This window comes from Sorangium sp. So ce302 (assembly GCF_051530145.1).
Lineage (GTDB): Bacteria > Myxococcota_A > Polyangia > Polyangiales > Polyangiaceae > Sorangium > Sorangium cellulosum_B.
In genome coordinates, this window is the sequence record NZ_CP150326.1 from 9,757,160 (window position 1) to 9,781,538 (window position 24,379).

Sequence of the window (24,379 nt, forward strand, 5' to 3'; positions counted from 1 at the left end):
ACCGGGAACGAGGCATTCAGGTGCGCATGCTCCTGTCCAAGGTACTCGATCGATTCATTGAGAAGACCCCGGCGAGCGTGATGGCCCGCGCCGCAATGGAACACGCCCTCGCGCCCGAGGCGCTCGATGAGCTGTTCGAAGAGCATGCGGACAAGCAGTACACGCGGGAACTCCTCTTCTCATCGATGGTCGACCTCATGGGCGTGGTCGTCAGCAAGGTCGCGCCCTCGGTTCACGCGGCGTATCAAGCGGTGGCCGAAACGCTGCCGGTATCCCTTGCGTCGATCTACAACAAGCTCAACAACTTGGAGCCCGCTGTCACCAGCGCGCTGGTGCGCCACACGGCGGAGCGTCTGGCGCCAGTCATCGACACCATGGGGGGACAGATGCCGGCACTTCTCCCCGGATACCGGGTGCGAATCCTGGATGGCAATCACCTGGCCGCGACCGAACGGCGTCTTCAGGTACTGCGTCAGAGCAAGGCCGGACCGCTGCCCGGACACGCGCTCGTTGTCCTCGACCCGGCGTTGATGCTCGCGACGGACATGATCCCTTGTGAAGATGGGCATGCTCAGGAACGGTCGCTTTCCCCGGAGATCCTCGATCTCGTCGCCGCAAACGATCTCTGGATTGCTGACCGGAATTTCTGCACGAGCACATTGCTGTCGGGCATCACCAAACGGGAAGCTTTCTACATCATTCGCCAACACGCGAGTATGACAATCGTGTCCGCCGGCACGTTGAGGAAGCGTGGTCGAACAGACACTGGGGAGGTCTATGAGCAGGGTGTCACGATCAAGAACTCTGATAATGAGGTGACGAAGACGCGTCGGATCATAATCCGCCTGGACAAGCCAACGCGAGACGGCGACATCGAGATGGCAATCCTCACGAACCTGCCCCCAACAGCAGCTAGCGCAGTGGTGGTAACAGAACTGTACCGAAAGAGATGGACACTGGAGACCATGTTCCAATCGCTCACAGCGACGCTTCAGGGCGAGGTTGCCACCCTCGGCTATCCTCGCGCTGCGCTATTCGGATTCAGAATCGCCCTCGCCGCATACAACAGCCTGTCCACGGTGCAGGCCGCTCTCCGAGCAAAGTTCGGAGCCGAAAAGGTCCAGGACGAAGTTTCCGGCTACTATATCGCGAACGAAGTACGTGCGACGGCATCAGGGATGGGGATCGCTGTCGAGCCTATCACCTGGAAAGCGTTTCAGACGATGACTCCGACCGCGCTCGCCAAGGAGATGCTCAGCTGGGCAGCTCACGTGCAGCTCGGGAAGCTCAAGCGCCATCCACGCGGTGTGAAGAAGCCCGTGCCGAAGAGAACCCGATTCGCGAATGAAACTCACGTGTCGACTGCTCGATTGCTCGCAGAATCCAGGAAAAAGTCGCCTTGAAAGGGCTGCCCCTACCGGGAACCAATTTTCAAGGCAGTGCTATCCCTCACGAGCCGGACCCTCTCGATATGCTCACGGATCCCGCTCACGCGTCGGCGTCAATGCTCTTGGGCTTGGCGCCGGCGGCCAGCATCTCCTCGCGCATGCGCTTGTGCCTGTAGCTGGCTAGCTTGAGGCTGAGCGCCGGAGACAGGCGATCGAGGTACCAGAATGCCTTCCACCATTTGGGCAGGACGATGATCGCCTCGTTGCGGGCGACGGCGTCGAGCGTGCGGCGCGCGAGCTCTTCGGGGGGGATTGGGTGCAGGCGCTCCGACATGCGCATGATGGTCTCTTTGGAGACGTTCTCCACGTTGATACGGCCGTACACACCGCCGGTGACGATGGGTGTGCGGATGGCGCCGGGGCACAGGACGGAGGCGCGGACGCCGTAGCGCTCTGCCTCCACGCGGAGGGCCTTGGTGACGGCGACGACGGCGTGCTTGGTGGCGGTGTAGGCGCCCTCGTTAAAGCCCGCGACGAGGCCTGCGACGGAGGCTGTATTCAAAATGTGTCCTGAACCCTGCTTCACCATGATCGGGTAGACTGCCTGGATGCCGTAAACGACGCCGCGCAGGTTGACGTCGATGACGTCGTCCCAGTCCTCTTGCACGTGACTGGCCATCTCGCCCCCGACGACGATGCCGGCGTTGTTGAACAAGTAGTCGATGCGGCCTGAGCGCTGCAGCGTGTCTTTTGCGATGGCCTTGAAGGCCGGCAGGCTGCGCACGTCGAGCTCGGCGGCGGTCGCGCGACCTCCGCGGTCGGTGATGCCTTTGGCGACCTCCGCGGCGACGCTGTGCTGGCGATCCGCCAGCACGACCTCGCACCCTCGATGGGCGAGCTCTTCACCGAGCGCGCGGCCGATGCCGGAGGCGCCTCCGGTGACGATTGCGACCTTGTTTTCAAGCGTTTTCTGGTTGGTGCTCATCGGGCGCGGACGCTATCACGTTCACGCGCCGCGCACGATGGCCAAGGTGCGCTCCACGACCTCGGCGACGTCGCAGTCCGACGTGTCGACCGTGTAGTGCGCAGTCTCGTACTGGGTGGCGCGCTCGGACAGGAGGCTCTTGAGGCGCTCCATCGCGAGCGGGTCAGGTGCCTCGGCGTTGGCTTGTTCGAGCGTCCGGATCACATCAACGGCACGCCGACGGACGTGGCTCGGAAGACGCTACTTCACAAGAAGGTCGAGCCCATGCTCGAGTGCGAGCTCCAGCACCGAGAGCAAGTGCCCCCAATGCGCGACGGTGATGCTCGTGGGCATCACGACGTCGGACGTCGGCGAAAGCCGAGACGCTGCGGGCGGCGCCGGAGCTTCGTTCTCCGTCTGCTTTGGCGCCTTGGTGTGCTCGCGCTCCGGCGCTTTCTCGCCCGCCTTTGCGTCGTCACACGCCTTGTTCTTCGCGAGCGGCGTGCCGCCTGGGGGGGGCTTCGGCGTCACGAGGGGGCGAAAGGTCGAGCGGGCAGCCAAGACGCCGTGGTAGGTGATGGTCGGGTAGAACGGTGGGGGTATCAGGGCCGGCTACAGCTCGTGTGCTCGCCGGGACCGAGGTCGTGTGATGACCTTGAAAGGGGTGCCCTCTGTGCCCTGTTGCTGGCCACGCCGGCGCCAGGCCAGAAGAATCTCTTGAGAGGACAGAGCGTCCAAACGGCTTCGACCATCAAGGTTATCGTGGCCGCCGATGACAGTGGACAGGATGCTCCCATGCGTTCCGGCCGCCCCGAAACAGCGACGCCATATCGACAATCTATCTATGCATCGACAGGGCGCCTCCACTCCACGGCGCGCGAGCCGATGTGCTGGGAATCGTGACATGTCACGCCGAGAACCGTGACATGTCACGCCGAGAGCCGTGACATGTCACACAAGATCGGGGCGCATGTCGCGCCAGGAGTCTCATGATGACCGGCGTGCGGGGGCGCGGCTTACAGAGAATTCTGGCGATTCCCGAATGTGGCACGTGACATGCAATTGCGCCCAGACGAGCGAACATGAAGCGCATGCGCAACAACGCGGAGCAACGTCGCGTATGCGCCGAGCCTTGCAGGATCAACAAATCCGCGGGCCGAAACTGCCTCGCAGAGTGCTGGCCACGAGCCCGTCGTACTGGAGCATACGCACCAAGCGTTCGGGAAAGCCGATCGTTGGTCAATCCTGGGAAAGTGGAACGGACACATGAAGAAGCTCGCAACGTTTGCAATCCTCCCCGCATTGGGCCTCGTATTGAGCTCGGGCGACGTGTCGGCCGGGGCGACGATGAACGGCGCCGCGTGTCACCTGGTCAACGGCATCGATGTGCTGCGCGCATCCAACGCCATAATGAACCAATCGAGTAACCCGATCACCATCCACTGCGCGATTCCGATAGACCACCAACTCGGAGGCACGGTGACCTTTCGGGTCCGGATGTCTGACGGCAACGACTCGGATGGCATGAACACCACGTGCGTTGGCTTAGCGAACGACCAGGACGGCAACGATCTTGGTTCGACTTCGGCCATGGTGTCAGGGACGGGGACCTTCACCGGGACCGTAATAAGGACCGCCACACTCACCGTTTCGCCGCAGAGCGCCTCACACATGTACTCCGTCAGCTGCGTGATCCCAGGAGGCGGTACGTCTGGCCTATTTACCGCGCGCGTCTTCTAGCTTGAGTCGAATGGTCCGAGTCGAGCCATGCAGGCCATGAGCTCGGGGCGTCCACGTGGTGACCAGTGATTGAACGACGACCGCACCGGCTGTTCATTCTGCTAGCCGGCATTGCAGCGCTCGCGGGTGCATACGCTCTCGGGCGCGTTTCGGCCCCCTCGGCAAGCGAACGCGCGGGCGTCCCGAGCTGGAAGGACGGTCAGCGACTCGCGTCCTTGGAACGCGAAGCTCGTCGGTCGCGAGCTCCGACATTCAAGGCTACCATCCCTTCGCAGCATGGCTCGGCCGACGACGGCGCGGCCGAGACCTTCGACTCCGGCCGGCTTCGCGCCGGCGGCGAGCAGGACGGCGAAGAGCTCGACGGTGCGGACGTGCGCGAGCCGCTCGATCCCGAGGAAGAGGAGCGCTCGGTGCACGAGGCGCGAATCGCGTTCTGGGACGGCTTGAGCGCTCGATTCGACACCGAGCCGCCCGACCCAGCATGGCGTCGTGAGACAGAGCCGGTGATCACACGGGTGATCTCCGAGCAGCTGGGTCCACAGGTCAGCGTCGACGACGTTGTCTGTTCCTCCAGCCTTTGCCGCGCGAAGCTGACCCACCCCCAATGGCCGCGCATTCCCAGTGACAAGTTCATCCAGCTTACATTGAGCCGCGGATCGCTCGCAACGATGGAGATCCAGGTGGACACCCGAGACGAGGGCGCCACCGTTCTGTACTTCTTGCGCAGAGAAGGGGCGCCCACAGAACACGATCTGTGATATTCGCTGGTGCAGCAAGAGGCGAGCGTCCCGTGGCAGCCCGTTTTTTGCTACTGAACCGGGGCGACTTCCCGCAGCGGCGCCAGAGCGACAAATAGATTGAAATCACCTGAGAAGCGCAGAATTTCGAACCGCCTGGACGCCATAATACGCCAAGACATTTTGTTATTCTCATGGCGTCTTGTGGCGTCCAGGCGGTTCATTCTCGCTTGAACAACGTGACCGGTATTTTAGGACCCGGTGGACTGGTACCGCCGCTCCCCGAAGCGCCAGATGCGCAGCGACACGAGCAAGAACGCCACCCCCACGAGCGGCGACGCCCAGCGCGCGGCCTCGGGCAGCGCGGGGACCGTGGGGCGATCGAGCAGCGCGCCCGCGGGGATGTAGCTCACGAACGCGAGCGGCACGACGAACGTGAAGAAGCGCCGGAACCAGTCGCGGTACAGGGTCAGCGGGTACTGCGCGGCCTCCGTGCCGCCGTACGTCAACGCGTTCATGATCTCCAGCGACTCGATCGTCCAGAAGCACAGCGTCGCCTGGAGCACGAGGAGCCCGTAGAACACGCAGGCGCCGCCGACGATCGCGCCGACGAGCAACGCAAGCTTGGCCGCCGTCCACCCGACGCCGAGCGCGCTCCCGGCCCACAGGAGCATGACGAGGCCGACCGCGAGCCGCCCTGCGCGCAGGAACTGGAAGTCCCCGGTGGCGACCTGGAACGCCGTGGAGCGCGGGCGCAGGAGGAGCCGGTCGAAATCGCCCGATCTCACCATCGCGGAGAAGGTGTCGAACCCGCGGCCGAACGACTCGGCGAGCGCGAACGAGACGTTGACGAGGCCGAACAGCAGCGCCACCTCCGCGAAGCGCCACCCCCGGACCGCGCCGAACCGGTCGAACAGCGCCCACGCCCCGAGCAGCTCGATGCCCACCGTGATGAACTGCCCCACAGACCACATCACGAACGACGCGCGATACTGCATCTGCGCCCGCAGCGACGCGGCGGCGAGCCGGAGGTAAAGCCTCGTTGCATCGAGCGACATCTCGCCTGTTCCTCGTCTCCTCGCCCGTTCCTCGTCCCTCAGCCGCCCTGCACCACGAGCCGGCGCAGGCCGCGCGCGACCATCGCCCTGCCGAGCGCCACGAACGCGGCGGTCCACAGCGCCTGGTGCAGCAGCACGCCCGGGAGCGCCCCCGCGGGCAGGTGCCCGAGGTAGAGCCGGAACGGCGCGTCGACCATGCCGCGGAACGGCAGCGCGTCGAGCCACGGGAGCATCCACGCCGGAAACAGCGGCAGCGGCACGATCATGCCGGAGGCGACGAGGACGAGCGACGGCACGATCCGCGCGATGCCGTCGCCGGACGTCGTCCACAGCATCGTCGACGTCACCGCCGTCGCGAACGCGCCCACGAGCGCCGCCGCGCCGACCATCGCCGCCGCCCACGCGCCCGCGGCGGCCAGCGACGGCGGCAGCCCCATCCCGAGGAGCGGCACCGCGACCGCGAACATCGGGACCGCGCGCAGCAGCGTCGGCGCGACGCGCGCGGCGAGCGCGCGGGCGAGCCAGAGCGCGTGCAGATCGAGCGGGCGCGCCAGCTCGTAGCCCACCGCGCCGGTGCGGATCAGCTCGCGCACCTCGGGGTCGGGGTTCGTCGAGAACGGCAGCAGCTGGAAGAACGCCTGTCCGAGCCACGTGTACGTGATCGCCTGCCCGAGCGCCATCGGCGGCGGCGCGCCCGACAGGGCGTTCCCGTAGAACGCCTCGAGCACCATGACCTTGATGAACCCCCAGAACAGCTGCGTGCCGAACCCGGCCGCGGCCGCGGCGCGGTACTGCAGGAGCGCGCGGCAGCGCGCCCGGAACACGGCGGCACAGGCGGCGAAATTGGCCGCAAAGCGTTCGAACGGCGCGCTCACGGCGGCGCCCCCGCCTCGCCGCCCTCGCCGTAGAGCCGCGCCACGATCTCGTCGATGGGCGGGTTCTGCACCAGGAGGTCGCGCACCGGGGTGCGGGCCGTCACGCGCCCGACCAGCTCCGCCGTCGAGATCGCGGCGGGGTCGAAGCGCAGCGTCACGCGGGCGCCCTCGCGGCGGATCACCTCGGCGCGTGGCTCGGCGATCTCCGCCGCCGGGTCCGCCAGGTCCACGATGAGCCAGCGCTCCGCGGTGACCTGCGCGCGCAGCGCCTCGAGCGAGCCGTCCGAGAGCACCCGCCCCCCGGCGATGAGGATGACCCGCGAGCAGAGGGCCTCGATGTCGTCCATGTCGTGCGTCGTCAGGATCACCGTGACGCCGCGCTCGCGGTTGAGCCGCTGCACGAAGCGCCGCACCGCGAGCTTCGAGACGGCGTCGAGGCCTATCGTGGGCTCGTCGAGGAAGAGCAGGTCGGGCGCGTGGAGCAGCGCGGCCGCGAGATCGCACCGCATGCGCTGGCCGAGGCTGAGCTGCCGCACCGGCGTGTCGAGCAGCGGCCCGAGATCGAGCATCGCGACGAGCTCGTCGCGCGCGCGGGCGTGATCGGCCGCGGCGACGCGGTAGATGTCCCGGAGGAGCTCGAACGAGTCGATCACCGGCAGATCCCACAGGAGCTGGGTGCGCTGGCCGAACACGACGCCGAGGCGCCCCACGTGCGCGACGCGCTCGCGCCACGGGACGCGGCCGGCCACCTCGCATCGCCCCGAGTCCGGCACGAGGATGCCCGCCAGGATCTTGACCGTCGTCGACTTGCCGGCGCCGTTCGGCCCGATGTACCCGACGAGCTCGCCCCGATCGAGCGAGAACGAGACGCCCGCGAGCGCGTCGACGGCGCGGTAGCGCGGGCGCACGAGCCCGGCGAGCGCGCCCAGGGCGCCCGGCCGGCGCTCGGCCACCCGGTACGCCTTGCGCAGGTCCTCGACGACGATCAGCGGCATGACGGCGGCCAGGGTCTCACGGGCGGCCCGGGAGCATACTTGACCTGGGTCGAGCGGCCAGCGCCGCGGGCCCCGACCTCGGTCAAGCCGCCAGCGCCGCGAACGCGGCCTACGTGCTGAGCCTGCCCGCTTGCGATCCCTGCCGCGCCGTCACTCCGGCTTCGCGAGCGGCGAACAGCGGCTGTAGCGGTAGTCGTTCGAGGTCGCGTAGAGCACGCCCGGAGGATCGCGCGAGTCCCCCGCGGCGATGCAGGCCCGGTACCAGGGGTAGCAAGCCTGGAGCGTGTCGTAAACGAACGACGGCGCGGCCGGCGCGCCGCCCCGTTGCACCCAGCACGCGACGGCCGCGCCGGTCTGCGGCTCGATGAGGCAATAGCGCTGCATGTCGATGGCCGCGCCGGCGCGCGCGGGTTACGGTACCCGCCGCCTCGATGCCGCCCGATCCCAGCGCGCCCCCCGGCGATCGATCCCTGTTCCCGTCGTTCGACGGCCCCGGCGGCTTCGACCGGATCCGCGCCGACCTCCCCGCCTTTCTCCCGGCCATCCGCGCGGTGTGCGAGCGCCACGGGCTCTCGTCGGGCGGGCTCTCCGCCTTCGCGCACGGGACCAACGTGGTCGTCTCGAACGACGCAGGCCAGATCATCAAGCTGTTCCCGCCCTTCCTCCGGCACCAGTTCGAGGCCGAGCGCCTCTCGCTGGGGCGCTTCCACGGGAACGTCCCCGTGGCCACGCCGGAGCTCCTCTGGCAAGCGGAGCTCGAAAACTGGCCCTATCTCGTGATATCGCGCCTCCCGGGGCGCACGCTCGAAGAGGCCTGGCCCGCGATGAGCGGCGCGGAGCGCGCCGAGGCGCTCGCCCGCATCGGCGAGATCATGAGGGCCGCCCACGCGCTGCCCACCTCTGGACTGGAGAGCATCGATCTCGGCTGGGCTGCGTTCCTGGAGCGCCAGATCGCCGGATGCGAGGGCCGGCACCGGCGGATGGGCCTGCCCGAGCGCCTCGTCTCGCAGATCCCGGCTTACCTCGAGTCTGCCCGCGCTCTCCTGCCGACGTCCGTCGTCCCGGTCCTGCTGACCGGCGAGTACACGCCGGAGAACCTCCTCGTGACCCGAGCGGGCGGGAGGTGGAGCGTCACCGGCATGATCGACTTCGCGGACGCGTGCCTCGGAGCACCCGAGTACGATCTCCTGGGCCCGTGCCTCTTCCTGTCGGCCGGCAGCGCGGACCTCCAGCGCGCCTTTCTCGGCGCCTACGGATACCCGCCTGCCGACCTGGGCCCAGCGCTGAGCCGCAAGCTGATGGCCCTCGCGCTGCTGCACAGGTACAGCAATCTCAGGTTCCAGCTCAGGCTCGAAGGATGGGAGTCCCAGGTCTCCTCGCTGCCCGAGCTGGAACAGACGATCTGGCCTTTCTGAGGGGAGATCTGGCCGCTCGCGGCCGGCGCGCCCCGCCGCGATCACATGGCCGCGAGCAGGGCGGTGACGTCCTCGCAGGAGTGCTCCTCGACGGCCCGGCAGTTCGCCACGTCAGCCCACGGCCACCAGCCGCACCCCTCGGCGTCCTCCTCGCACGCCGCTTCGAGGTCCGGGGAGACGACGAGGTCGCAGATCTGATGCGGCGACGGCGCCTCCCACACGAGCGTCGGCCCGCACTCCATCCCTTCGCGCCCGCAGTGCCTCTCGCGGGTCTGCACCAGCGCGGTGCCGTCGCCCAGCACGAAGATCAGCGATTCGGTCTCGTCGATGTACGGGCCAGGCGTGAGCAGCGAGCTGAGGACGCCCGTGCCGCCTCCGGTCACCAGCTTGGCCGCGCACGAGAGCGCCTCTGGCGGGCTCGGATAGGCGTGCATGGTGACCGGCTGACAGCTCGGCTCGAAGTCGCAAGCGAACAGATCGAGAGCCGCCGGATCGGGCGCGTCCGCGCCGCCGCCCGACGTGGTGTCCGACGACTCCGGTCCGGGATCCGCGTCGTCGCCCCTGTCCGGCTCCGCCTCGGACTCGGCGCCGTCCGAGCCCTCGACGACGCGCGCGCAAGCGATGACGAAAGGAAGCTGCGCCGCTGCCAGCAGGAGCGCTCCCTGGATGATGCGATGTGCTCTCATGGTGTTGCCCTTTCTTAACGAGCCTGTGGAGGTTGTGCCAGGCATGGCGCACAGCAAGCGGCGCGCCACACCGTCCTCACATCGCGGCGGCGCCGTTGCGCTCCGCGGCTCCAGCCTCCATCCGCAGGCGGACAGCGCGGGGGCGACGTCGCAACCCGAAGCGCCGCGAATTGACGCGCCGCCTTCAACGCTTGCCGCTGACCCACGATGGCACAAACCGGCCATCGAACTCACCACCCGGCACACAATGACGCAACCCCATGCCTCGAAGCTCTGTTGGAGCGCCCCAAAGCCTCCTCTTGCAATGGCGCTGTTCTCGAAGCAGTATCGCGGCGGAACGGGCCAGCCTGCCTGTACCCCTCTCTTGGTTCATTTGTAATTAGTCTTACTTATCCTCGTTCGCTTCGAGGCACGTGACTGACGCGGCATCTTGGTGTTTTGAATGTCGTTGCGGCGTCGCTCTCGACGGTTGCAGATGCTCAGGGAAACATCGTTTACCAGGACAACGCCTTCTTCCCCATCGACGAGCGGAACTTCATAAGCACTGTCACTCATCACCGCTGCGGTAAGCCAAGAAACGCGCGCACCAGGCCACAGCCACCTCGACGCATGGCGGCATCCCCCCGTGCGCCACGATCACCAAAACGGATGCCGACCCGAAAAATCGAGGCGATTCGTGATCAGATCGGCTTGCTGCGGGAATTCTCCCGGGCCACACCAGCGAGGTGCAACCTGGGTCACACCCAGCCAGCTTGTGCAGAGAAGGCGTACTCTGCCTCCGAGCTTCATCTGTCAACAACTATCGACCACGGAACCCAGCCCGACCGCAGGCAACGCGGCGTGCAGCGAGGGGCCTTCCGCGCCGGACCGTGTCCGCGCGTCAAGGGCGCCTCGCTTCCACGCGCCTCCGGCGGCCCGAAGCGGGCGCGTCCTGTCCGGCGCGGCCGGTGCGGGTCGAGCCTGCGGGCCTCGGGACCGTCGGTGTGCATGTCACGCCGTGGTGATCACCGGGATCGCCACGGCGTGTTCGCTCGGAACAGCGCCTCGTGATCACGATCACGATCGCGCGGATCGCCGCAGGGATTTGGACGATTGCATAGGAGCGCCCGGCCTCAGCGCCGGAGGTCACGGCCCGTGTCCAGCGCGGGCGCGTCGACGACGCCGGTCAGCCGCATCAACGAGGGAAACACCGTTATGAGTTACGCACGCATGGTCATCAGGAAGGGTCGAATCGGATCCTCGCTACTCTGCTTGCTGCTCCCCATGTCGCTCGCTTCGTTGACCGCCTGCGGGTCGGATGGAGCGAAGGGCGATCCGGGAGAGCCGGGCGCGCCCGGCGAGCCGGGGCCCGAGGGCCCGCCCGGCGAGACGCCGGTGTCGCCGGTCGACCCGGTGACGGGCTCCCTGGAGAAGTACGTTTCAACCGAAGGTGGAGCGGATCGCTTCCCCCTCGCCGTGAGCGGCAAGGTCGCTCCGCTGGTCGTCAGCGAGAGCGATTATGCGGGCGTGAACCGCGTCGTGGACGACCTCGCGGCGGACATCCAGCGGGTGACCGGCACTGCCGCGGCCGTCAACCACGAGATCCCGGCGTCGGCGAAGGAAGTGGTCCTCGTCGGGACGGTGGGCAATAGCCCGATCATCGATCAGCTGGTGGCGGACGAGCGGCTCGACGTCTCCGGCTTGACGGGGAAGTGGGAGACGTTCGTCACGCAGATCGTCGAGCAGCCGGTGGAGGGCGTGGACCGAGCGCTCGTCATCGCCGGCAGCGACCAGCGCGGCACCATCTTCGGCGCGTACGACCTCTCCTCGCAGATCGGCGTGTCGCCCCTGTACTGGTGGGACGACGTCCCGGCCCAGAAGAAGCAGGCGCTGTTCGTGCTCCCCGGGCAGCACACCCAGGGCGAGCCGAAGGTGAAGTACCGCGGGTTCTTCATCAACGACGAGAACCCCGCGACGGGCAACTGGGCGGCCAAGATGTTCGGGCCGGGCAAGGCGGAGGGCTTCCCCGGAGGGCTCAACCACCTTTACTGGGAGAAGATCTTCGAGGTCGCGCTCCGCATGAAGGCGAACTACATCTGGCCGGCCGTCTGGGGCCGGGCGTTCGGCGAGGATGACCCGGAGAACCACGCGACGGCCACGCGGTACGGCGTCGTGATGGGGACCTCGCACGAGGCCCCGATGATGCAGGGTATCGAGGAGTGGAATCGCCACGTGATCCCGGAGGTGAAGGACGCTGCCGGCACCGTCACCAAGCCGAAGACCGATCCGTACGGCGGCACGGGCGACTGGCGCTTCTCGGTGAACTCCGACGCGCTGAAGAAGCACTGGACCAAGGGCATCCAGCGGATGGTCGACGAGAAGATCGAGGGCGTCGTCACGCTCGGCATGCGCGGCCCCGGCGACGTCAGCCTGCCCCCGGCGGACGGCATCCCGCTCATGGAGAGCATCGTCGACTCCCAGCGGAAGATCCTCGAGGACGTGACGGGGCAGGACCTGACGACCATCCCCCAGATCTGGACGCTGTACAAGGAGATCCAGGGTTACTGGGACGCCGGCATCCGCGTGCCGGACGACGTCACGGTGGTCTATTGCGACGACAACTGGTCCAACATGAAGCGCCTGCCGGAGCTCGGCACGGAGCGGGCCGGCGGCTTCGGCCTCTACTACCACTTCGATTACGTCGGCGGCGGCCGTAACTACAAGTGGGTCGACACGATCCTCCTGCCCAACGTCTGGGAGCAGCTCCACCTCGCCTACAACTACGGCGTGGATCGGCTCTGGGTCGTCAACGTCGGAGACTTCAAGAACGAGGAGCTCCCGCTCCAGTTCTTCCTCGACTACGCGTGGAACCCGGACCGCTGGCCGGTCGAGCGCATCGGCGACTGGGAGCGGCGGTGGACCGAGCAGCAGTTCGGCTCCGAGCACGCGGACATCATCGCCGACATCCTGCACAGCTACGCGCTGCTGCAGTCGGATCGCAAGCCGGAGCTGACCAACCGGAAGATCACCGTCGATTACGATCTCATGGTCAGCGCGCCCACGACCGACGTCCCGGATCCCGACACGGCCGCGATCACGTACGACGACGGGGCGAGCCCGTTCAGCCTCACGAACTACCGCGAGCTCGAGAGCGTCACGGAGGAGTGGGAGGCGCTGGCCTCGCAGGCGGAGTTCGCGGCCAGGCTCCTGCCGGAGGAGGTGCAGGATGCCTACTTCCAGCTCGTGCTCTACCAGGTGAAGGCGACCGCCAACCTGTACGCGCTGCGCCTGGCTGGGTTCAAGAACAAGCTCTACGCGGCGCAGGGGCGCGCGGCCACGAACGACCTGGCGGCCATCGCGGAGGCGCGGCTCCAGGACGATCTGGCGCTCTCCTACTACTACAATCACGATCTCGCCGACGGGAAGTGGGAAGGCTTCCAGACGCAGCCTCACATCGGCTACGGCGCGCCGGGGAACCCGTCCTGGCAGCAGCCGGAGCACCAGTACAACAACATCCAGGAGTTCATCTGGCCTGAGCTCGTCTCGATCGAGGTCCCCGAAGCGGCGGAGCTCGGTGTGGCGATCGACGGATCGAGCAACTTCTGGACGGGCGCCGGGGCAGGCGACGGGAGCACCGCGACCCCCGTGCTGCCCGCGTTCAGCCGGTATCAGACGCAGCCCGAGCAGTACATCGAGGTGTTCAACCGCGGCAGCGAGCCGCTCGAGTACACGATCGACGCCGCTCTCCCGGTCGAGTGCCCCGCCGGCTGGGCCGCGAACACGCCCTGCCCGCCGTGGCTGAACGTCTATCCGAGCCACGGTGTCGTCGACAAGGAGGTGCGCGCGACGGTGAGGGTCGACTGGGTCATGATCCCCACGAACCAGACGTTCCCGGTCGATGTCCCGATCACGGTCACGGGCTCGGACGGGAGCTCGGTGGTGGTCACGGCCCGCGTCGAGGACCCGCGGCAGGTCGCGTGGAAGCCGAACCGCTTCATCGAGGCGAACGGCTATGTCTCGATGGAAGCCGATCACTACAGCCGCGCGGTCAGCACGGATGACGTCGAGTGGAAGCTGCTCCCGGACATCGGGCGCACCGGGTCGGGCGTGACGCCGTTCCCTGTGACGGCCGAGGCCCAGGAGCCCGGCGGCGCGTCGCCTCGCCTCGAGTACGACATGCACCTCACGAGCAGCGGCCCGGTGAACGTGTATGTCTACGTGTCGCCGAGGAACAACTTCCAGAACTGGACCGAGGGCCTGCAGTACGCCGTGTCGCTCGACGACGGTCCGATCCAGAAGGTCAACACGAGCCACGCCGTCGAGCTCAACGGCAACGGCAACAAGATCTGGGAGCGGCACACCTCGGACAACGCCAACATCATGCGCACCAAGCACACGATCGCCGCGGCGGGTGACCACACGCTGAAGGTGTGGATGGTCCATCCTGGCGTGATCGTCCAGAAGATCGTGGTGGACGCCGGTGGCGTGAAGGAGAGCCTCCTGGGCCCGCCCGAGAGCTACTGGATGGGCAAGGGGCCGGAGCAGCAGTAAACCATCGTCTGTGAGCAGTCCGAGGGCCCGCCGCGCACACGCTGTGCGGCGGGCTCTCGTCATTTATGCGCCCCCGTATGCGCCCCGGCGCCTATCGACAGCGGATCTTTCTACCGGCGGCGCCGCGATCGTGGACGCGCCCTCTTCGTGCGCCGTGATCGCGCGAATGGCCAATGGTAGGATCCTCGCCGGGATCAGGGATGCTGCGACAGACGCTGGTATGGATGGGTGTGGTGGCGCTGCTTCCGGCGCTCGCCGCGTGCGGTGAGAGCTCGGGGGCCGGCGGGGGCGGCGCCGGTCAGGCCGCGTCGACGGGCGCCGAGGCGTCCACGGGGAGCGGCGCGGGCGGCGCGAGCGGCAGCACGAGCGGCAGCGGAGCCGGCGCGGGTGGAACGTCCGCGAGCACCGGCGGCGCGGGTGGAACGTCCGCGAGCGCGGGCGGCGCGGGCACGGGCGGGAGCGGAGGCGACGGGACGCCGGGCGCGCCCCAGGGCTTCATCCTCGGCGCGGACATCTCCTGGGTGCAGGAGCGTGAGGCCGGAGGCAAGGTGTTCCGCGACATCGATCCGCGGACGGGTGAGCTCGTCGAGAAGGACATCCTCGAGATCTTGAACGCGCACGGGTTCAACTGGATCCGCTTGCGCCTGTTCAACGACCCGACCGCGGTGTACGCCGACGCGGCCGTCGACGACGATCCCTACTCGCGCGAGGGCTTCTGCGATCTCGAGCACACGATCGAGATGGCGCGGCGCGTGAAGCGAGCGAACATGGGGTTCCTGCTCGACTTTCACTACAGCGACGTATGGGCCGACCCCGACGATCAACACAAGCCCGTCGCCTGGACCGATCTCGAGGGCGGCGCGCTGGCGAGCGCCATGCGCGAGTTCACGCGGGACGCGATCGAGCAGCTGAGCGCCGCCGGCGCGCGACCGGACATGGTCCAGATCGGCAACGAGATCCCGCAGGGGCTGCTGTGGCCTGACGGCTTCGTCACCGGGCAGGCGTTCCAGGGGCTGGGCTCGCTCCTGAAGGCCGGGATCCAGGGCGTCAAGGACGCCGACGACACGATCACCGTCATGCTGCACCTCGACCGCTGCGACGACAACGCGGCGACGCGCTGGTGGGTCGACGGGGTGCTCGGGCAGGGCGTCGAGTTCGATGTGCTCGGCCAGTCCTGTTACACCGAGTACCAGGGGCCGCCCTCGGGGTGGAAGGCGAACTTCGATGATCTCGTGAAGCGCTATCCCGACCTGAAGTTCGTGGTGGCTGAGTACTCGTGGGAGAAGCGCGCGGCCAACGACCTGATGTTCAACATCCCGGACAAGCGCGGGCTCGGCACCTTCATCTGGGAGCCGACCGAGTGGCACGAGCGCATCTTCTCGCCGAACGGAGATGTCATCGAGAGCATGATCGCGCCTTATGATCAGATGAAGGTCGACTACCGGGACTTCTGAAGCGGGGAGCAGGTTCGTGGCGCTCCCGAGGGCCCCGTTTCACGATCACCGTGGCACGTATCCCCTGGCGCTGAGCCCGTCGCGATCCCAGGGCGCCCGCCCGTCGCACCAGCGGGCCACCGTGCGTGCGCTGAGCCCGAGCGCACGGCAGGCACGAGCTCCCGCAGGCTGTGGAGTGACGGCGGCGTCCTTCGACGCATGGGTCAAGTCGTTGATATAGCGTCGCTTTTTTCATGGGAGTGTGCCAGCTCGCAGCGACGAATGCGCTGCCGACCGGGGCAAGGTCCCGCAGTTGGGGCTTGACGTTTCGGAAGGCTTTGGATTTCCTTCTCTCTGCGTTGGTTCGTCGATTTCTCGTCGTTAGGCCAGAGCGCGCCGCCGACCCTGCTCCCACGGGAGGCGCCAGGGCCGGCACCGGGCGCCCAGGAGGAGAGCGGGAGGCGACGGGGGCGCAGCGGGTGAGCGGCTCCCGGCAGGGGGGTCGCGAGGCGCTGTGTCTCCTTCAGCCATCAGGGGGAGCGCCGTTCTCGAGCACACGGCAGAACCAGCGTCGGCTGACGAAAGCGAGCGGGACGCAGATCAATGAACCGAAACAGTCAAGCGCACCTCGGTGACGACGCTTATCAGGTCACGGAGACCGTGGCCGTGTTGCCGCGCAGCATCTGGCGGCGCGCGCGCCGCGCGACCTCCGGCGCGAGCGTGCTGCTGCACTCGCTCCGGAACGAGGTCGCTCAGCCGCGCCGGGTCCTGGAGCTCGAGCTGCAGATGTGGCGTCGAATCGGCACGCTCGCGATCGACGGCGACGTGCGCGAGGTAGACGGCGAGCTTTCGCTCATCATGGAGGACTTCGGAGGCGCACCGCTCGAGATTCCCGCGAAGGGTCTGGAGGTCGGAACGTGCCTGGAGCTCGCGCTCGGCATGTCTCGCTTGCTGCATCGCTCGCACGAGCAGGGGCTGCTTCATGAGGACATGAGCCATGGCAGCTTTCTGGTCAATCTCGAGACTCGACGTGTCGAGTTTGCCGATCTCCTGGCAGTCTCCGAGGACGCGGCAGGCGGCGCCGCTTGCGAATCCGCGCCCTCACTCGCCCACATCGCGCCAGAGCGGACGGGCCGCCTCAACCGTCGCCCCGATCATCGAGCAGACTACTATTCTCTGGGCGTCACGCTCTTCCAAATGCTGACGGGCCAGCTGCCGTTCGCGGCGACCGACGCCATCGGCTGGGCTCACGCGCACGTGTCCAAGCGCGCTCCGCTCGTCACCGAGCTGTCGCCCGACATACCTCCGCTCCTCGCACAGCTCGTGTCCAAGCTGCTCGCGAAGAATCCTGACGAGCGCTACCAGAGTGATCACGGGCTGCTGAGCGACCTGACCACGCTCTGTGAGAGCTTCCGGCGAACGCAGACCCTCCCTGCCGTGGTCCTGGGGGAGAATGACGTTTCCAGTCAATTCATCGTCAGTCGAGACGTCCAAGGACGCGACGCCGAGCTGTCCGCGCTGGCAGGCGCCCTCCACGACGTGAGCTCCGGCAAGAGGCTGCTCGTCCTCATGCCAGGAGCCGCGGGCGCCGGAAAGTCCGCCGTACTCGCGGAGTTCCTGCAACAGCACAGCGGAGCGCCGGCGCGCCTCTTGTCGACGGCGTTCGAAGAGCGAGCTCAGACAGTGCCGCTGTCTGGTTTGGCGCAGGTGCTACGACGCCTGGCAGGGGACCTGCTGTCGCTCTCCGAAGCCGAGCTGACGGAGCTGCGGCAGCGCGTGACCGCAGCTCTGGGGCACAACGCAGGCATCATGACCGAGCTGGTGCCGGCGCTCCACTGCGTCACCGGTCCCTCCACGTCCATCGTCGCGTTGAACCCCATCGAGGCGCGGCGCCGGTTGCAGCATGTCTTCCTCTCCTTCATCCGTATCTTCGCCACGCCGGAGCGTCCCCTCGCCTTCGTGCTCGACGATTCTCAGTGGCTCGACGCCGCCTCTGCCGAGGTGCTGTCTGCCATCCTGACGAATCCCGACTCGAGTCACGTGATGGTGCTGGCGGCGCTCCGCGGCGGTGATGTCAGTGACGCGCCGACGCTCCTGAGCCTGCAGAGAACGTTGCACCGGGCGAAGGAGGTCGTGCTGACGTTGCCGCTCGGGCCGCTGTCCTCCGAGGCGGTCGCGGCGATCGTGGCTCGCTCGCTGCGCGCGCCTGTCGCTGAAGCCCGCGGGCTCGCGGAGATCGTGAGGCGCAAGACCGACGGTAACCCGTTCTTCATCGGTCAGCTGCTCGTTTCCTTGCATCGACAGGGCATCCTGCGCCTGGAGGTCGAGCGCGGCCGATGGTCCGCTGACCTGCAGCGCGCGGAGGCGCACCCCGCTTGCGACAATGTCGGCGCGTTGATGGCGGAGCGCCTCGAGAACCTCTCTCCCGAGGCGGCGAGGCTGCTGTCTGCCGCAGCGTGCTTCGGCATGCGCTTCGATCTGCAGACCCTGTCGGAGGCCGTGGACAGACCGCTCGCGGCCTGTCTCGAGCTCGTTCGCGAGGGGCTGGCCCATCGTCTCCTGTCCGAGGTCTCCGTCGAGGCTCGAGCGGAGCCGTCAGCGCCTGGCCGGAGCCACGAGCCTGCATCGTACGCCTTCGAACACTCGCGTGTGCAGCAGGCGGCGCTCTCACGCGCCAGCGACGCGGAGCGCGTCGCAGCTCATGGTCGCATCGGACGGATCCTGCGCGAGCGCCTGCGGGGCGATCGCGCGCCGAGTCGGATCTTCGAGGTGCTTCATCATCTGAACGCCGCCCGCCGCGCGATCCATGACCGAGAAGAGCGCCTCGACCTCGTGGAGCTCAACCTGACCGCGAGTCACCAGGCGCTTCAGAGCGGCGCGTGGAGCATCGCGGGGACCCACGCCGAGATCGCCGTCGAGCTGCTGGCCAGCTGCGAGGGCGAACGTTCGTCGGATCTGGCCTTTCGAGCGATCTTCGCGCGCGCCGAGACAGCGTTCGTGCTGGCTGACCCGCATGTCGAAGCGTTCTGCGAGGAGGCGTTCAGGCTCGCCCCCGACCGCCTGGCGCGCGGCCGAGTTCATGTCTTGAAGACCCGGATCCTCGAGCACGGCGGGCGAATGCTGGACGCCGTGGTCCAGGTGCGCGCGGCGCTGACCGAGTTCGGCGTGCGCTTGCCGGAAGCGCCCGACGAGATCAACCAGGGCATCGGTGAGGGTATCGGCAAGCTGCAGGCGCACCTGGCGCGCGTGACGATCGAGGGCCTGCCGGCGCTTCCGATGGCAGAGGACGCAGAGGCGCGCCTGGTCCTCGAGTTGCTGGCGCAGGTGATTCCTCCGGCGTTTCAAACCTATCCGCCCTTGTTCTTCCTGGCGGAGCTCATCATGTTCGACCTGGCGCTAAACCGCGGCGTCGACGCGGTCTCGTGCAAGAACTTCGCTGACTGCGGCATCATCCTCCTCGCGATGCTGGGCGACTACGATGCCGCCTATCGCATCGGCCTGGCTGCCTTCGAGCTCTTGAAGCGCTTCTCGCCGACCCCGGTCGAATCGGGCGTGTGCTTCGTGTTCGTGGGCTTTCTTGCGCACTGGAAGGGGACTTACCGAGATCTGTTCGCGGTTTACGACCGAGGGGAGAAGAGCGGGCTCATGCTCGGCGACCTACAGCACGTCGCCTACGCCAAGAGCGATCGCGCCCAGCGCTCGTTCTTGGTCGGCGCGCGGCTGCGGGCCTGTCGCGAGCAGGTAGCGGAGCTGCGGCGGTATTTGACGCACATTTCGGCGGCAGGTCAGCTGGTCAATGCGCTGGTCGTCGAGCGAGCCGTCGCTCGATTGACGGCGCGCGAATCGGAGAGGCAGGCCGTCGCCGTGGCCGACCACGAGGCGACCGCCGTGGTGGTTGCCGAGAAGAGCACCCAGTACTGCTACGCCTACGGGCAAGCCCAGATGATGACGAGCTTCATCCTGGGCGACTTCGCTTCGGCGCGTCAGTGGACGGAGTTCACCCGGGAGTTCTTGATCATCGCGTCGGGGCAGTTCTCGCTTCCCGATTACAAGCTCTTCGAAGGGCTGCTGGCGGCGAGGGCGTGCCGCGAAGGAGGCCCGGAGGCGCGGGAGGCCCTGCTCGCTGTCATCGAGGAGAACCTGAAGCAGCTCGAGGCTTGGTCCCGTCTGTGCTCGGAGAACTTCGCTCACAAGGCCCACTTCCTGGCCGCCGAGCACGCGCGCCTGACGGGGCAGCCGCTGCAAGCCGTGCTCGCCCGCTACCGCGACGCGATCAGAACGGCCGGAGACGGGTTCATCCATTTGCGGGCGCTCGTCCACGAGCACCAGGCTGAGATGTGGCTATCGCTGGACGAGCCCCTTCACGCCAGGACATGCCTGGAGACGGCTTACCGGCTCTACGCTGACTGGGGCGCCACGGCGAAGCTCGAATTGCTGGCGCGTGAGCACCCCGCTTTGCTCGCGGATGCCGCCAGAGGAGACATCGCGACGCCGCGCGGCGCGATGGCGGCCGGCCAGGGTTTCGACAGCGCGTCCCTGCTCAAGGCAACGCAGAGCATCTTCGTCGAGGTCGAGACCGAGCGGCTGTTCGCCGCGCTGATGGCCACGTTGATCGAGAACGCCGGGGCGGAGCACGGCTGCCTCGTCTTGCAAGACGACACCGATCGCACGTACTACGTGGAGGCGCGCGCCCACGTGGAGCGCCCGATCACGAGCCTTTCGCAGCGCGTGGAGTACTCGGAAGCCGAGTTTTTGTGCCCCACCGTCGTCAGCTACGTGCTGCGCACGGGAGAGGCCGTCACGCTGGACGACGCATCGAAGGCCGGCGCCTTCCAGGCGGACCCGCAGATTCGAAGGCGGAGCGTACGTTCGGTGCTGTGCGCTCCCATCATGCGCAAGGGCGACGTCCTGGGCGCGCTGTACGTGGAGAACAACGTCAGCGCGTATGCTTTCACGCTCGATCGATTGGCTGCGTTGCAGGTGATTGCCAGCCAGGCGGCGATCTCGATCTACAACGCACAGCTCTACGAGAGCCTGGAGCGACGAGTGGCCCAGCGCACCGAGGAGCTGGCGCTCAAGAACCGTCAAATCGCTTCGATGCTCGACAATCTGGACGAGGGCGTCTTCACCATCGACCGGAACCGCCGCGTCGAACCGGGATACTCTCGACGATTGGCGGAGATCCTCGGCGGTGCAGAGCTGGTCGGTCGCGACTGCCTCGCGCTGCTGTTCGATGGCTCCAGCGTGCGACCGGACGCGCGGAGCGCGGCAGAGGCAGCGCTCAGCTGCGCCTTCGATCAAGAGCCGTGGCTGGCGGCGCTGAATACCCACCACCTGATCCGTGAAGTGGAGCGTACGGGTCCCGGCGGCAAACCCCAGTTCTTGGAGATCACTTGGAACTTCATCGAGTCGGAAGCGGGCCAGGTGGAGCGCCTGCTGGTCACGGTTCGCGACGTGACCTTGCTGCGTATCTTGCGGCAAGCGGCGCGCAACAAGGAGCGCGAGGTCGACATCATCGTGCAGGCGCTCGATTGCGGCGTCGAGGCCACGCGAGCGTTCTGCGTCAACTGTCGCGAGCTGCTAGCCGCAAATCGCGCGGCGCTCGGGCCGGACGTCGAGAGCTCCGAGCAGCTCTGTGATGCCGCCTTGCGCGACCTGCACACCCTGAAAGGCAACGCTCGCCTGCACGGCTTCACGCACCTGGTGGACTGCCTGCACTCCGCGGAGCACGCCTGCCAGGCGTTGCGCCGGGAGCCAGAGCAGCCCGTCGACAGGCGCGAACTGCTGGAACAATTGGACGCCGTCGAGCGAACGATCGCGGAATACGAGTCGGTTTGCCAGGAGAGGCTGACGGCCGTGAGCAAGGGGCTGGATGAACGGAGCGAGGGTGTCCTTCACGACATCCAGGGCCTGGTCGCGACGGCCGCTTCCACCGACGCGGCCGAGGAGCTGGTGCGCAAGCTGCGTGGAGTCCTCGCGCGCCTCGACCCTACATCGGTGGCGCGCGTGGTCGACGAGACGCGCGAGATGTTGCCGAGCTTGGCCGCGGAGCTCGGGAAGCCCGCGCCGGCGGTGCTCACGGAGCAGGCCGAGGCGCAGCTGGCCAGCGACTGGACGGGACTCGTGAAAGACATCCTGGTTCAGTGCTTTCGCAACTCCCTCTATCACGGCATCGAGAGGCCCGACGTGCGAGAGCTCGCCGGCAAGCCGGCGCAGGGCCGCATCGAGGTTCGCGTGCGGAGCGGACCGGGCGGGCTCGAGCTGCAGATATTCGACGATGGCAGCGGACTTTCACTCGAGAAGCTGCGTCGGCGGGAGGGCGTTCATGCGCTGCCCGAGGAAGCCCTGGCCGACCAGATCTTCCTGTCCGGCGTCTCGACCGCAGAGACGATCGGTCAAGTAGCCGGTCGAGGTGTCGGGCTCGACATCGTGCGCGCGAGCCTCCGGGCTCGCGGCGGTGACGCCCTGGTGCGCTTCACCGGGGAGGAGCGCGATGGCCACCGGCCGTTCATGCTGGTCCTCCTCATGCCGAAGAGCGCGCTCGCCTCCCGCTCCTGCGAGCCCCCGGTCGTTCGGCCCTCTTCCTCGCAGACCTCCTGACGCGCGCCTCGGCCGTCACGTCGACCCGCGGCGCCTCGGCGCCCTCGGTCACGGCGGCTCGCATCTGCATCTATCGGGCGCGCCCGCGAGGGGTATGCTGGCGGGCGTCGTGGACTGGGATGACGTGCGCCATTTTCTCGCGCTCGCTCGAACGGGCTCCGTCCGCGCGGCGGGCTCGATGCTCGGCGTGAGCCACTCGACCGTGGCGCGGCGGGTCGAGGCCCTCGAGGCGCGGCTCTGCGTGAAGCTGTTCGACCGGCACCGCGACGGGTACCAGCTGACGGACGCGGGCAACGAGATGGTCTCGGGGGCGGAGCGCGTCGAGCGGGAGATGGCCGCGCTGGAGCGCGGCCTCGCCGGGCAAGACGCGCGGCTCGAGGGGCCCGTGCGGGTGACCTGCACCGACCCGTTCATCGCGAAGCTCCTCCTCCGCGCCCTGGCCGGCCTCTGCGAGCAGCATCCCGGCATCGAGCTCGATCTGGATGCCGACGCCAAGAACCTGGATCTGTCGAAGCGCGAGGCCGACGTCGCGGTGCGCGCGCTCTTGCCCGGCGCGTCCCCGCCGGAGCACCTGATCGGGCGGCGGCTCGCCCCCATCACCCTCTGCAACTACGTCGCGACCGCGCACGCTGCCCAGCTCGACCCCGAGCGCGGCGCGCGCCCCGCGCGCTGGCTCGGATCCAGCGTGCTCAGGATCGTCAAGGAGCTCGTCGCGTCGTCGAGCTATCCCGAGGTTCCCATCTGGGGCACGTTCGAGTCGCTGGCGATCATGATGGAGGCCGCACACGCGGGCCTCGGCTTCGTGATGTTACCCACGTACGCCGGCGATCCGGAGCCCGGGCTGCAGCGCCTCGCCAAGCCGGACCTGCGCCACGTCGCCGATTTCTGGCTCCTCAGCCACCGCGATCTCCGGGACAACGCGCGCCTGCGGGCCGCGCGCGAGGGCATCACCGCGGCGATGACGGAGCGCGCGGCGCTGTTTCGCGGCGAGGCCGAGGGGTGGCGCGAAACTGCGCCCCTGCGTCACGAACTTGCACCGGGCGCGGACGCGCCGCGTGCGTAGATTCTTCGACCACGATGACCACCGACGCCAAGTTCTGGGACGACATCGCCGAGAAGTACGCCGCCAAGCCGGTGGAGAACGTCACCGCCTTCGAGCGCAAGAAGGCCATCACCCGCGAGCGCCTGCGCCCGGGCGCGACGGTCCTCGAGATCGGCTGCGGCACCGGCTCGCTCGCCCTGGAGATGTCGCCGTTCGCCGGCCACATCCACGCGATGGACGTCTCGGGCGAGATGATCCGCATCGCCAACCAGAAGAAGCAGGCCCAAGGCGCGACCAACGTCACCTTTCGCCAGGGCACGCTGGACGGACCTACCCCGTACGAGCCCGAGCACTTCGACAGCGCCTGGGCTTACTCCATCCTCCACCTCGTCCCCGATCGGCGGCGCACCCTCAAGACGATCTTCGACCTCCTCAAGCCCGGCGGCTCGTTCATCTCGTCCAACGTCTGCCTCGGCGACACCTGGGTACCTTACGGCGCGATCATCACGGTGCTGCGCTGGTTCGGGAAGGCGCCGGTCGCCCACACCTACGATCGCGAGGCGATCCTCCGCGAGATGCGCGAGGCAGGGTTCGTCGAGATCGAGGAGCGGGAGGTCGGTGGCGGGAAGATGGTTGCGTTCCTCGTGGCGAAAAAGCCGGGATGACGCGCAGCTCGCTGCGACCGACCCTCATGCGACCAGCCAACCCTGGCTCCGATCCGAGATCGGATGCTCCCCGCGGCACTCGGCCCCTGGGGACGGGGATGCGCGAGCAACAATAGCGGCAAAATCCGAGTCAGAACCGCGGCCGGAGTCGGCGCGATCCCGTGCCAGCATAGTTCGTCAAGCTCTCCGTAAAGCACCGATGAGCTTGGGGGACAGTCTCGCGCAATCCACGTCACTTCAGGACGATTTCG

Annotated in this window: 17 protein-coding genes; 9 read left to right on the plus strand and 8 right to left on the minus strand. The window is 67.6% G+C overall.

Annotation, left to right across the window (positions count from 1 at the left end; genetic code table 11):
• Positions 1-26: 26 nt before the first annotated feature.
• On the plus strand, positions 27-1,403 hold the full coding sequence (locus tag WME73_RS36980) for an IS4 family transposase (protein ID WP_437917483.1): 1,377 nt from the start codon (positions 27-29) through the stop codon (positions 1,401-1,403).
• Positions 1,404-1,488: 85 nt separating this feature from the next.
• Here the strand turns inward: WME73_RS36980 and WME73_RS36985 are convergent, their stop codons facing one another.
• The 3 genes from WME73_RS36985 to WME73_RS36995 all read right to left on the minus strand — a co-directional run bounded on the left by WME73_RS36985 (position 1,489) and on the right by WME73_RS36995 (position 2,913).
• A complete protein-coding gene (locus WME73_RS36985; protein WP_437867283.1) occupies positions 1,489-2,373 on the minus strand; it encodes an SDR family NAD(P)-dependent oxidoreductase in 885 nt (294 codons plus the stop codon).
• A gap of 21 nt (positions 2,374-2,394) precedes the next feature.
• Positions 2,395-2,526 (minus strand): hypothetical protein, encoded by a 132-nt coding sequence (locus tag WME73_RS36990; protein ID WP_437912608.1) that lies wholly within the window; start codon positions 2,524-2,526, stop codon positions 2,395-2,397.
• Between the two features lie 87 nt (positions 2,527-2,613).
• Positions 2,614-2,913: a hypothetical protein gene (locus WME73_RS36995; protein WP_437912609.1), complete on the minus strand. Its 300-nt coding sequence runs from the start codon at positions 2,911-2,913 to the stop codon at positions 2,614-2,616.
• Between the two features lie 705 nt (positions 2,914-3,618).
• Here WME73_RS36995 and WME73_RS37000 point away from each other — a divergent pair.
• Positions 3,619-4,092: a hypothetical protein gene (locus WME73_RS37000; protein WP_437912610.1), complete on the plus strand. Its 474-nt coding sequence runs from the start codon at positions 3,619-3,621 to the stop codon at positions 4,090-4,092.
• 215 nt (positions 4,093-4,307) lie between these two features.
• On the plus strand, positions 4,308-4,850 hold the full coding sequence (locus WME73_RS37005; RefSeq protein WP_437912611.1) for a hypothetical protein: 543 nt from the start codon (positions 4,308-4,310) through the stop codon (positions 4,848-4,850).
• A 230-nt stretch (positions 4,851-5,080) separates the two neighbouring features.
• On the opposite strand, the gene WME73_RS37010 is transcribed toward WME73_RS37005, so the two are convergent.
• The 4 genes from WME73_RS37010 to WME73_RS37025 all read right to left on the minus strand — a co-directional run bounded on the left by WME73_RS37010 (position 5,081) and on the right by WME73_RS37025 (position 8,141).
• The gene (locus WME73_RS37010) at positions 5,081-5,887 is read right to left on the minus strand and encodes an ABC transporter permease (protein ID WP_437912612.1); all 807 of its coding nucleotides are present in this window, start codon (positions 5,885-5,887) and stop codon (positions 5,081-5,083) included.
• Positions 5,888-5,925: 38 nt separating this feature from the next.
• On the minus strand, positions 5,926-6,762 hold the full coding sequence (locus WME73_RS37015; RefSeq protein ID WP_437741024.1) for an ABC transporter permease: 837 nt from the start codon (positions 6,760-6,762) through the stop codon (positions 5,926-5,928).
• On the minus strand, positions 6,759-7,757 hold the full coding sequence (locus WME73_RS37020; RefSeq protein WP_437741025.1) for an ABC transporter ATP-binding protein: 999 nt from the start codon (positions 7,755-7,757) through the stop codon (positions 6,759-6,761). Before WME73_RS37020 ends, WME73_RS37015 begins: the two co-directional genes overlap by 4 nt.
• Positions 7,758-7,907: 150 nt before the next feature.
• Positions 7,908-8,141 (minus strand): hypothetical protein, encoded by a 234-nt coding sequence (locus WME73_RS37025; protein ID WP_437741026.1) that lies wholly within the window; start codon positions 8,139-8,141, stop codon positions 7,908-7,910.
• Between the two features lie 47 nt (positions 8,142-8,188).
• On the opposite strand from WME73_RS37025, the gene WME73_RS37030 reads away from it, so the two are divergent.
• The gene (locus WME73_RS37030; protein ID WP_437912613.1) at positions 8,189-9,172 is read left to right on the plus strand and encodes a phosphotransferase family protein; all 984 of its coding nucleotides are present in this window, start codon (positions 8,189-8,191) and stop codon (positions 9,170-9,172) included.
• A 41-nt stretch (positions 9,173-9,213) separates the two neighbouring features.
• Here the strand turns inward: WME73_RS37030 and WME73_RS37035 are convergent, their stop codons facing one another.
• Positions 9,214-9,858: a hypothetical protein gene (locus tag WME73_RS37035; RefSeq protein WP_437741028.1), complete on the minus strand. Its 645-nt coding sequence runs from the start codon at positions 9,856-9,858 to the stop codon at positions 9,214-9,216.
• Positions 9,859-11,121: 1,263 nt separating this feature from the next.
• On the opposite strand from WME73_RS37035, the gene WME73_RS37040 reads away from it, so the two are divergent.
• The 5 genes from WME73_RS37040 to WME73_RS37060 all read left to right on the plus strand — a co-directional run bounded on the left by WME73_RS37040 (position 11,122) and on the right by WME73_RS37060 (position 24,128).
• Positions 11,122-14,388 (plus strand): glycosyl hydrolase 115 family protein, encoded by a 3,267-nt coding sequence (locus tag WME73_RS37040; RefSeq protein ID WP_437912614.1) that lies wholly within the window; start codon positions 11,122-11,124, stop codon positions 14,386-14,388.
• Between the two features lie 200 nt (positions 14,389-14,588).
• Positions 14,589-15,842, plus strand: coding sequence for a glycosyl hydrolase 53 family protein (locus tag WME73_RS37045; protein WP_437912615.1), 1,254 nt, complete (start codon positions 14,589-14,591; stop codon positions 15,840-15,842).
• A gap of 639 nt (positions 15,843-16,481) precedes the next feature.
• On the plus strand, positions 16,482-22,421 hold the full coding sequence (locus WME73_RS37050) for an AAA family ATPase (protein ID WP_437912616.1): 5,940 nt from the start codon (positions 16,482-16,484) through the stop codon (positions 22,419-22,421).
• Positions 22,422-22,530: 109 nt separating this feature from the next.
• Entirely contained in the window at positions 22,531-23,484 is a 954-nt protein-coding gene (locus WME73_RS37055; RefSeq protein ID WP_437912617.1) for a LysR family transcriptional regulator, read from the plus strand.
• A 14-nt stretch (positions 23,485-23,498) separates the two neighbouring features.
• A complete protein-coding gene (locus tag WME73_RS37060; RefSeq protein WP_437741033.1) occupies positions 23,499-24,128 on the plus strand; it encodes a class I SAM-dependent methyltransferase in 630 nt (209 codons plus the stop codon).
• Positions 24,129-24,379 lie beyond the last annotated feature (251 nt).

What these genes read in the sequence shown, in the direction of transcription:
- WME73_RS37000 (WP_437912610.1), top strand. Translation starts at nt 3,619, where the DNA reads ATGAAGAAGCTCGCAACGTTTGCAATCCTCCCCGCATTGGGCCTCGTA.
- WME73_RS37020 (WP_437741025.1), bottom strand. Translation starts at nt 7,757, where the DNA reads ATGCCGCTGATCGTCGTCGAGGACCTGCGCAAGGCGTACCGGGTGGCC.
- WME73_RS37040 (WP_437912614.1), top strand. Translation starts at nt 11,122, where the DNA reads ATGTCGCTCGCTTCGTTGACCGCCTGCGGGTCGGATGGAGCGAAGGGC.
- WME73_RS37035 (WP_437741028.1), bottom strand. Translation starts at nt 9,858, where the DNA reads ATGAGAGCACATCGCATCATCCAGGGAGCGCTCCTGCTGGCAGCGGCG.
- WME73_RS37025 (WP_437741026.1), bottom strand. Translation starts at nt 8,141, where the DNA reads ATGCAGCGCTATTGCCTCATCGAGCCGCAGACCGGCGCGGCCGTCGCG.
- WME73_RS37060 (WP_437741033.1), top strand. Translation starts at nt 23,499, where the DNA reads ATGACCACCGACGCCAAGTTCTGGGACGACATCGCCGAGAAGTACGCC.
- WME73_RS36980 (WP_437917483.1), top strand. Translation starts at nt 27, where the DNA reads ATGCTCCTGTCCAAGGTACTCGATCGATTCATTGAGAAGACCCCGGCG.
- WME73_RS37010 (WP_437912612.1), bottom strand. Translation starts at nt 5,887, where the DNA reads ATGTCGCTCGATGCAACGAGGCTTTACCTCCGGCTCGCCGCCGCGTCG.
- WME73_RS36985 (WP_437867283.1), bottom strand. Translation starts at nt 2,373, where the DNA reads ATGAGCACCAACCAGAAAACGCTTGAAAACAAGGTCGCAATCGTCACC.
- WME73_RS36990 (WP_437912608.1), bottom strand. Translation starts at nt 2,526, where the DNA reads ATGGAGCGCCTCAAGAGCCTCCTGTCCGAGCGCGCCACCCAGTACGAG.
- WME73_RS37030 (WP_437912613.1), top strand. Translation starts at nt 8,189, where the DNA reads ATGCCGCCCGATCCCAGCGCGCCCCCCGGCGATCGATCCCTGTTCCCG.
- WME73_RS37045 (WP_437912615.1), top strand. Translation starts at nt 14,589, where the DNA reads ATGCTGCGACAGACGCTGGTATGGATGGGTGTGGTGGCGCTGCTTCCG.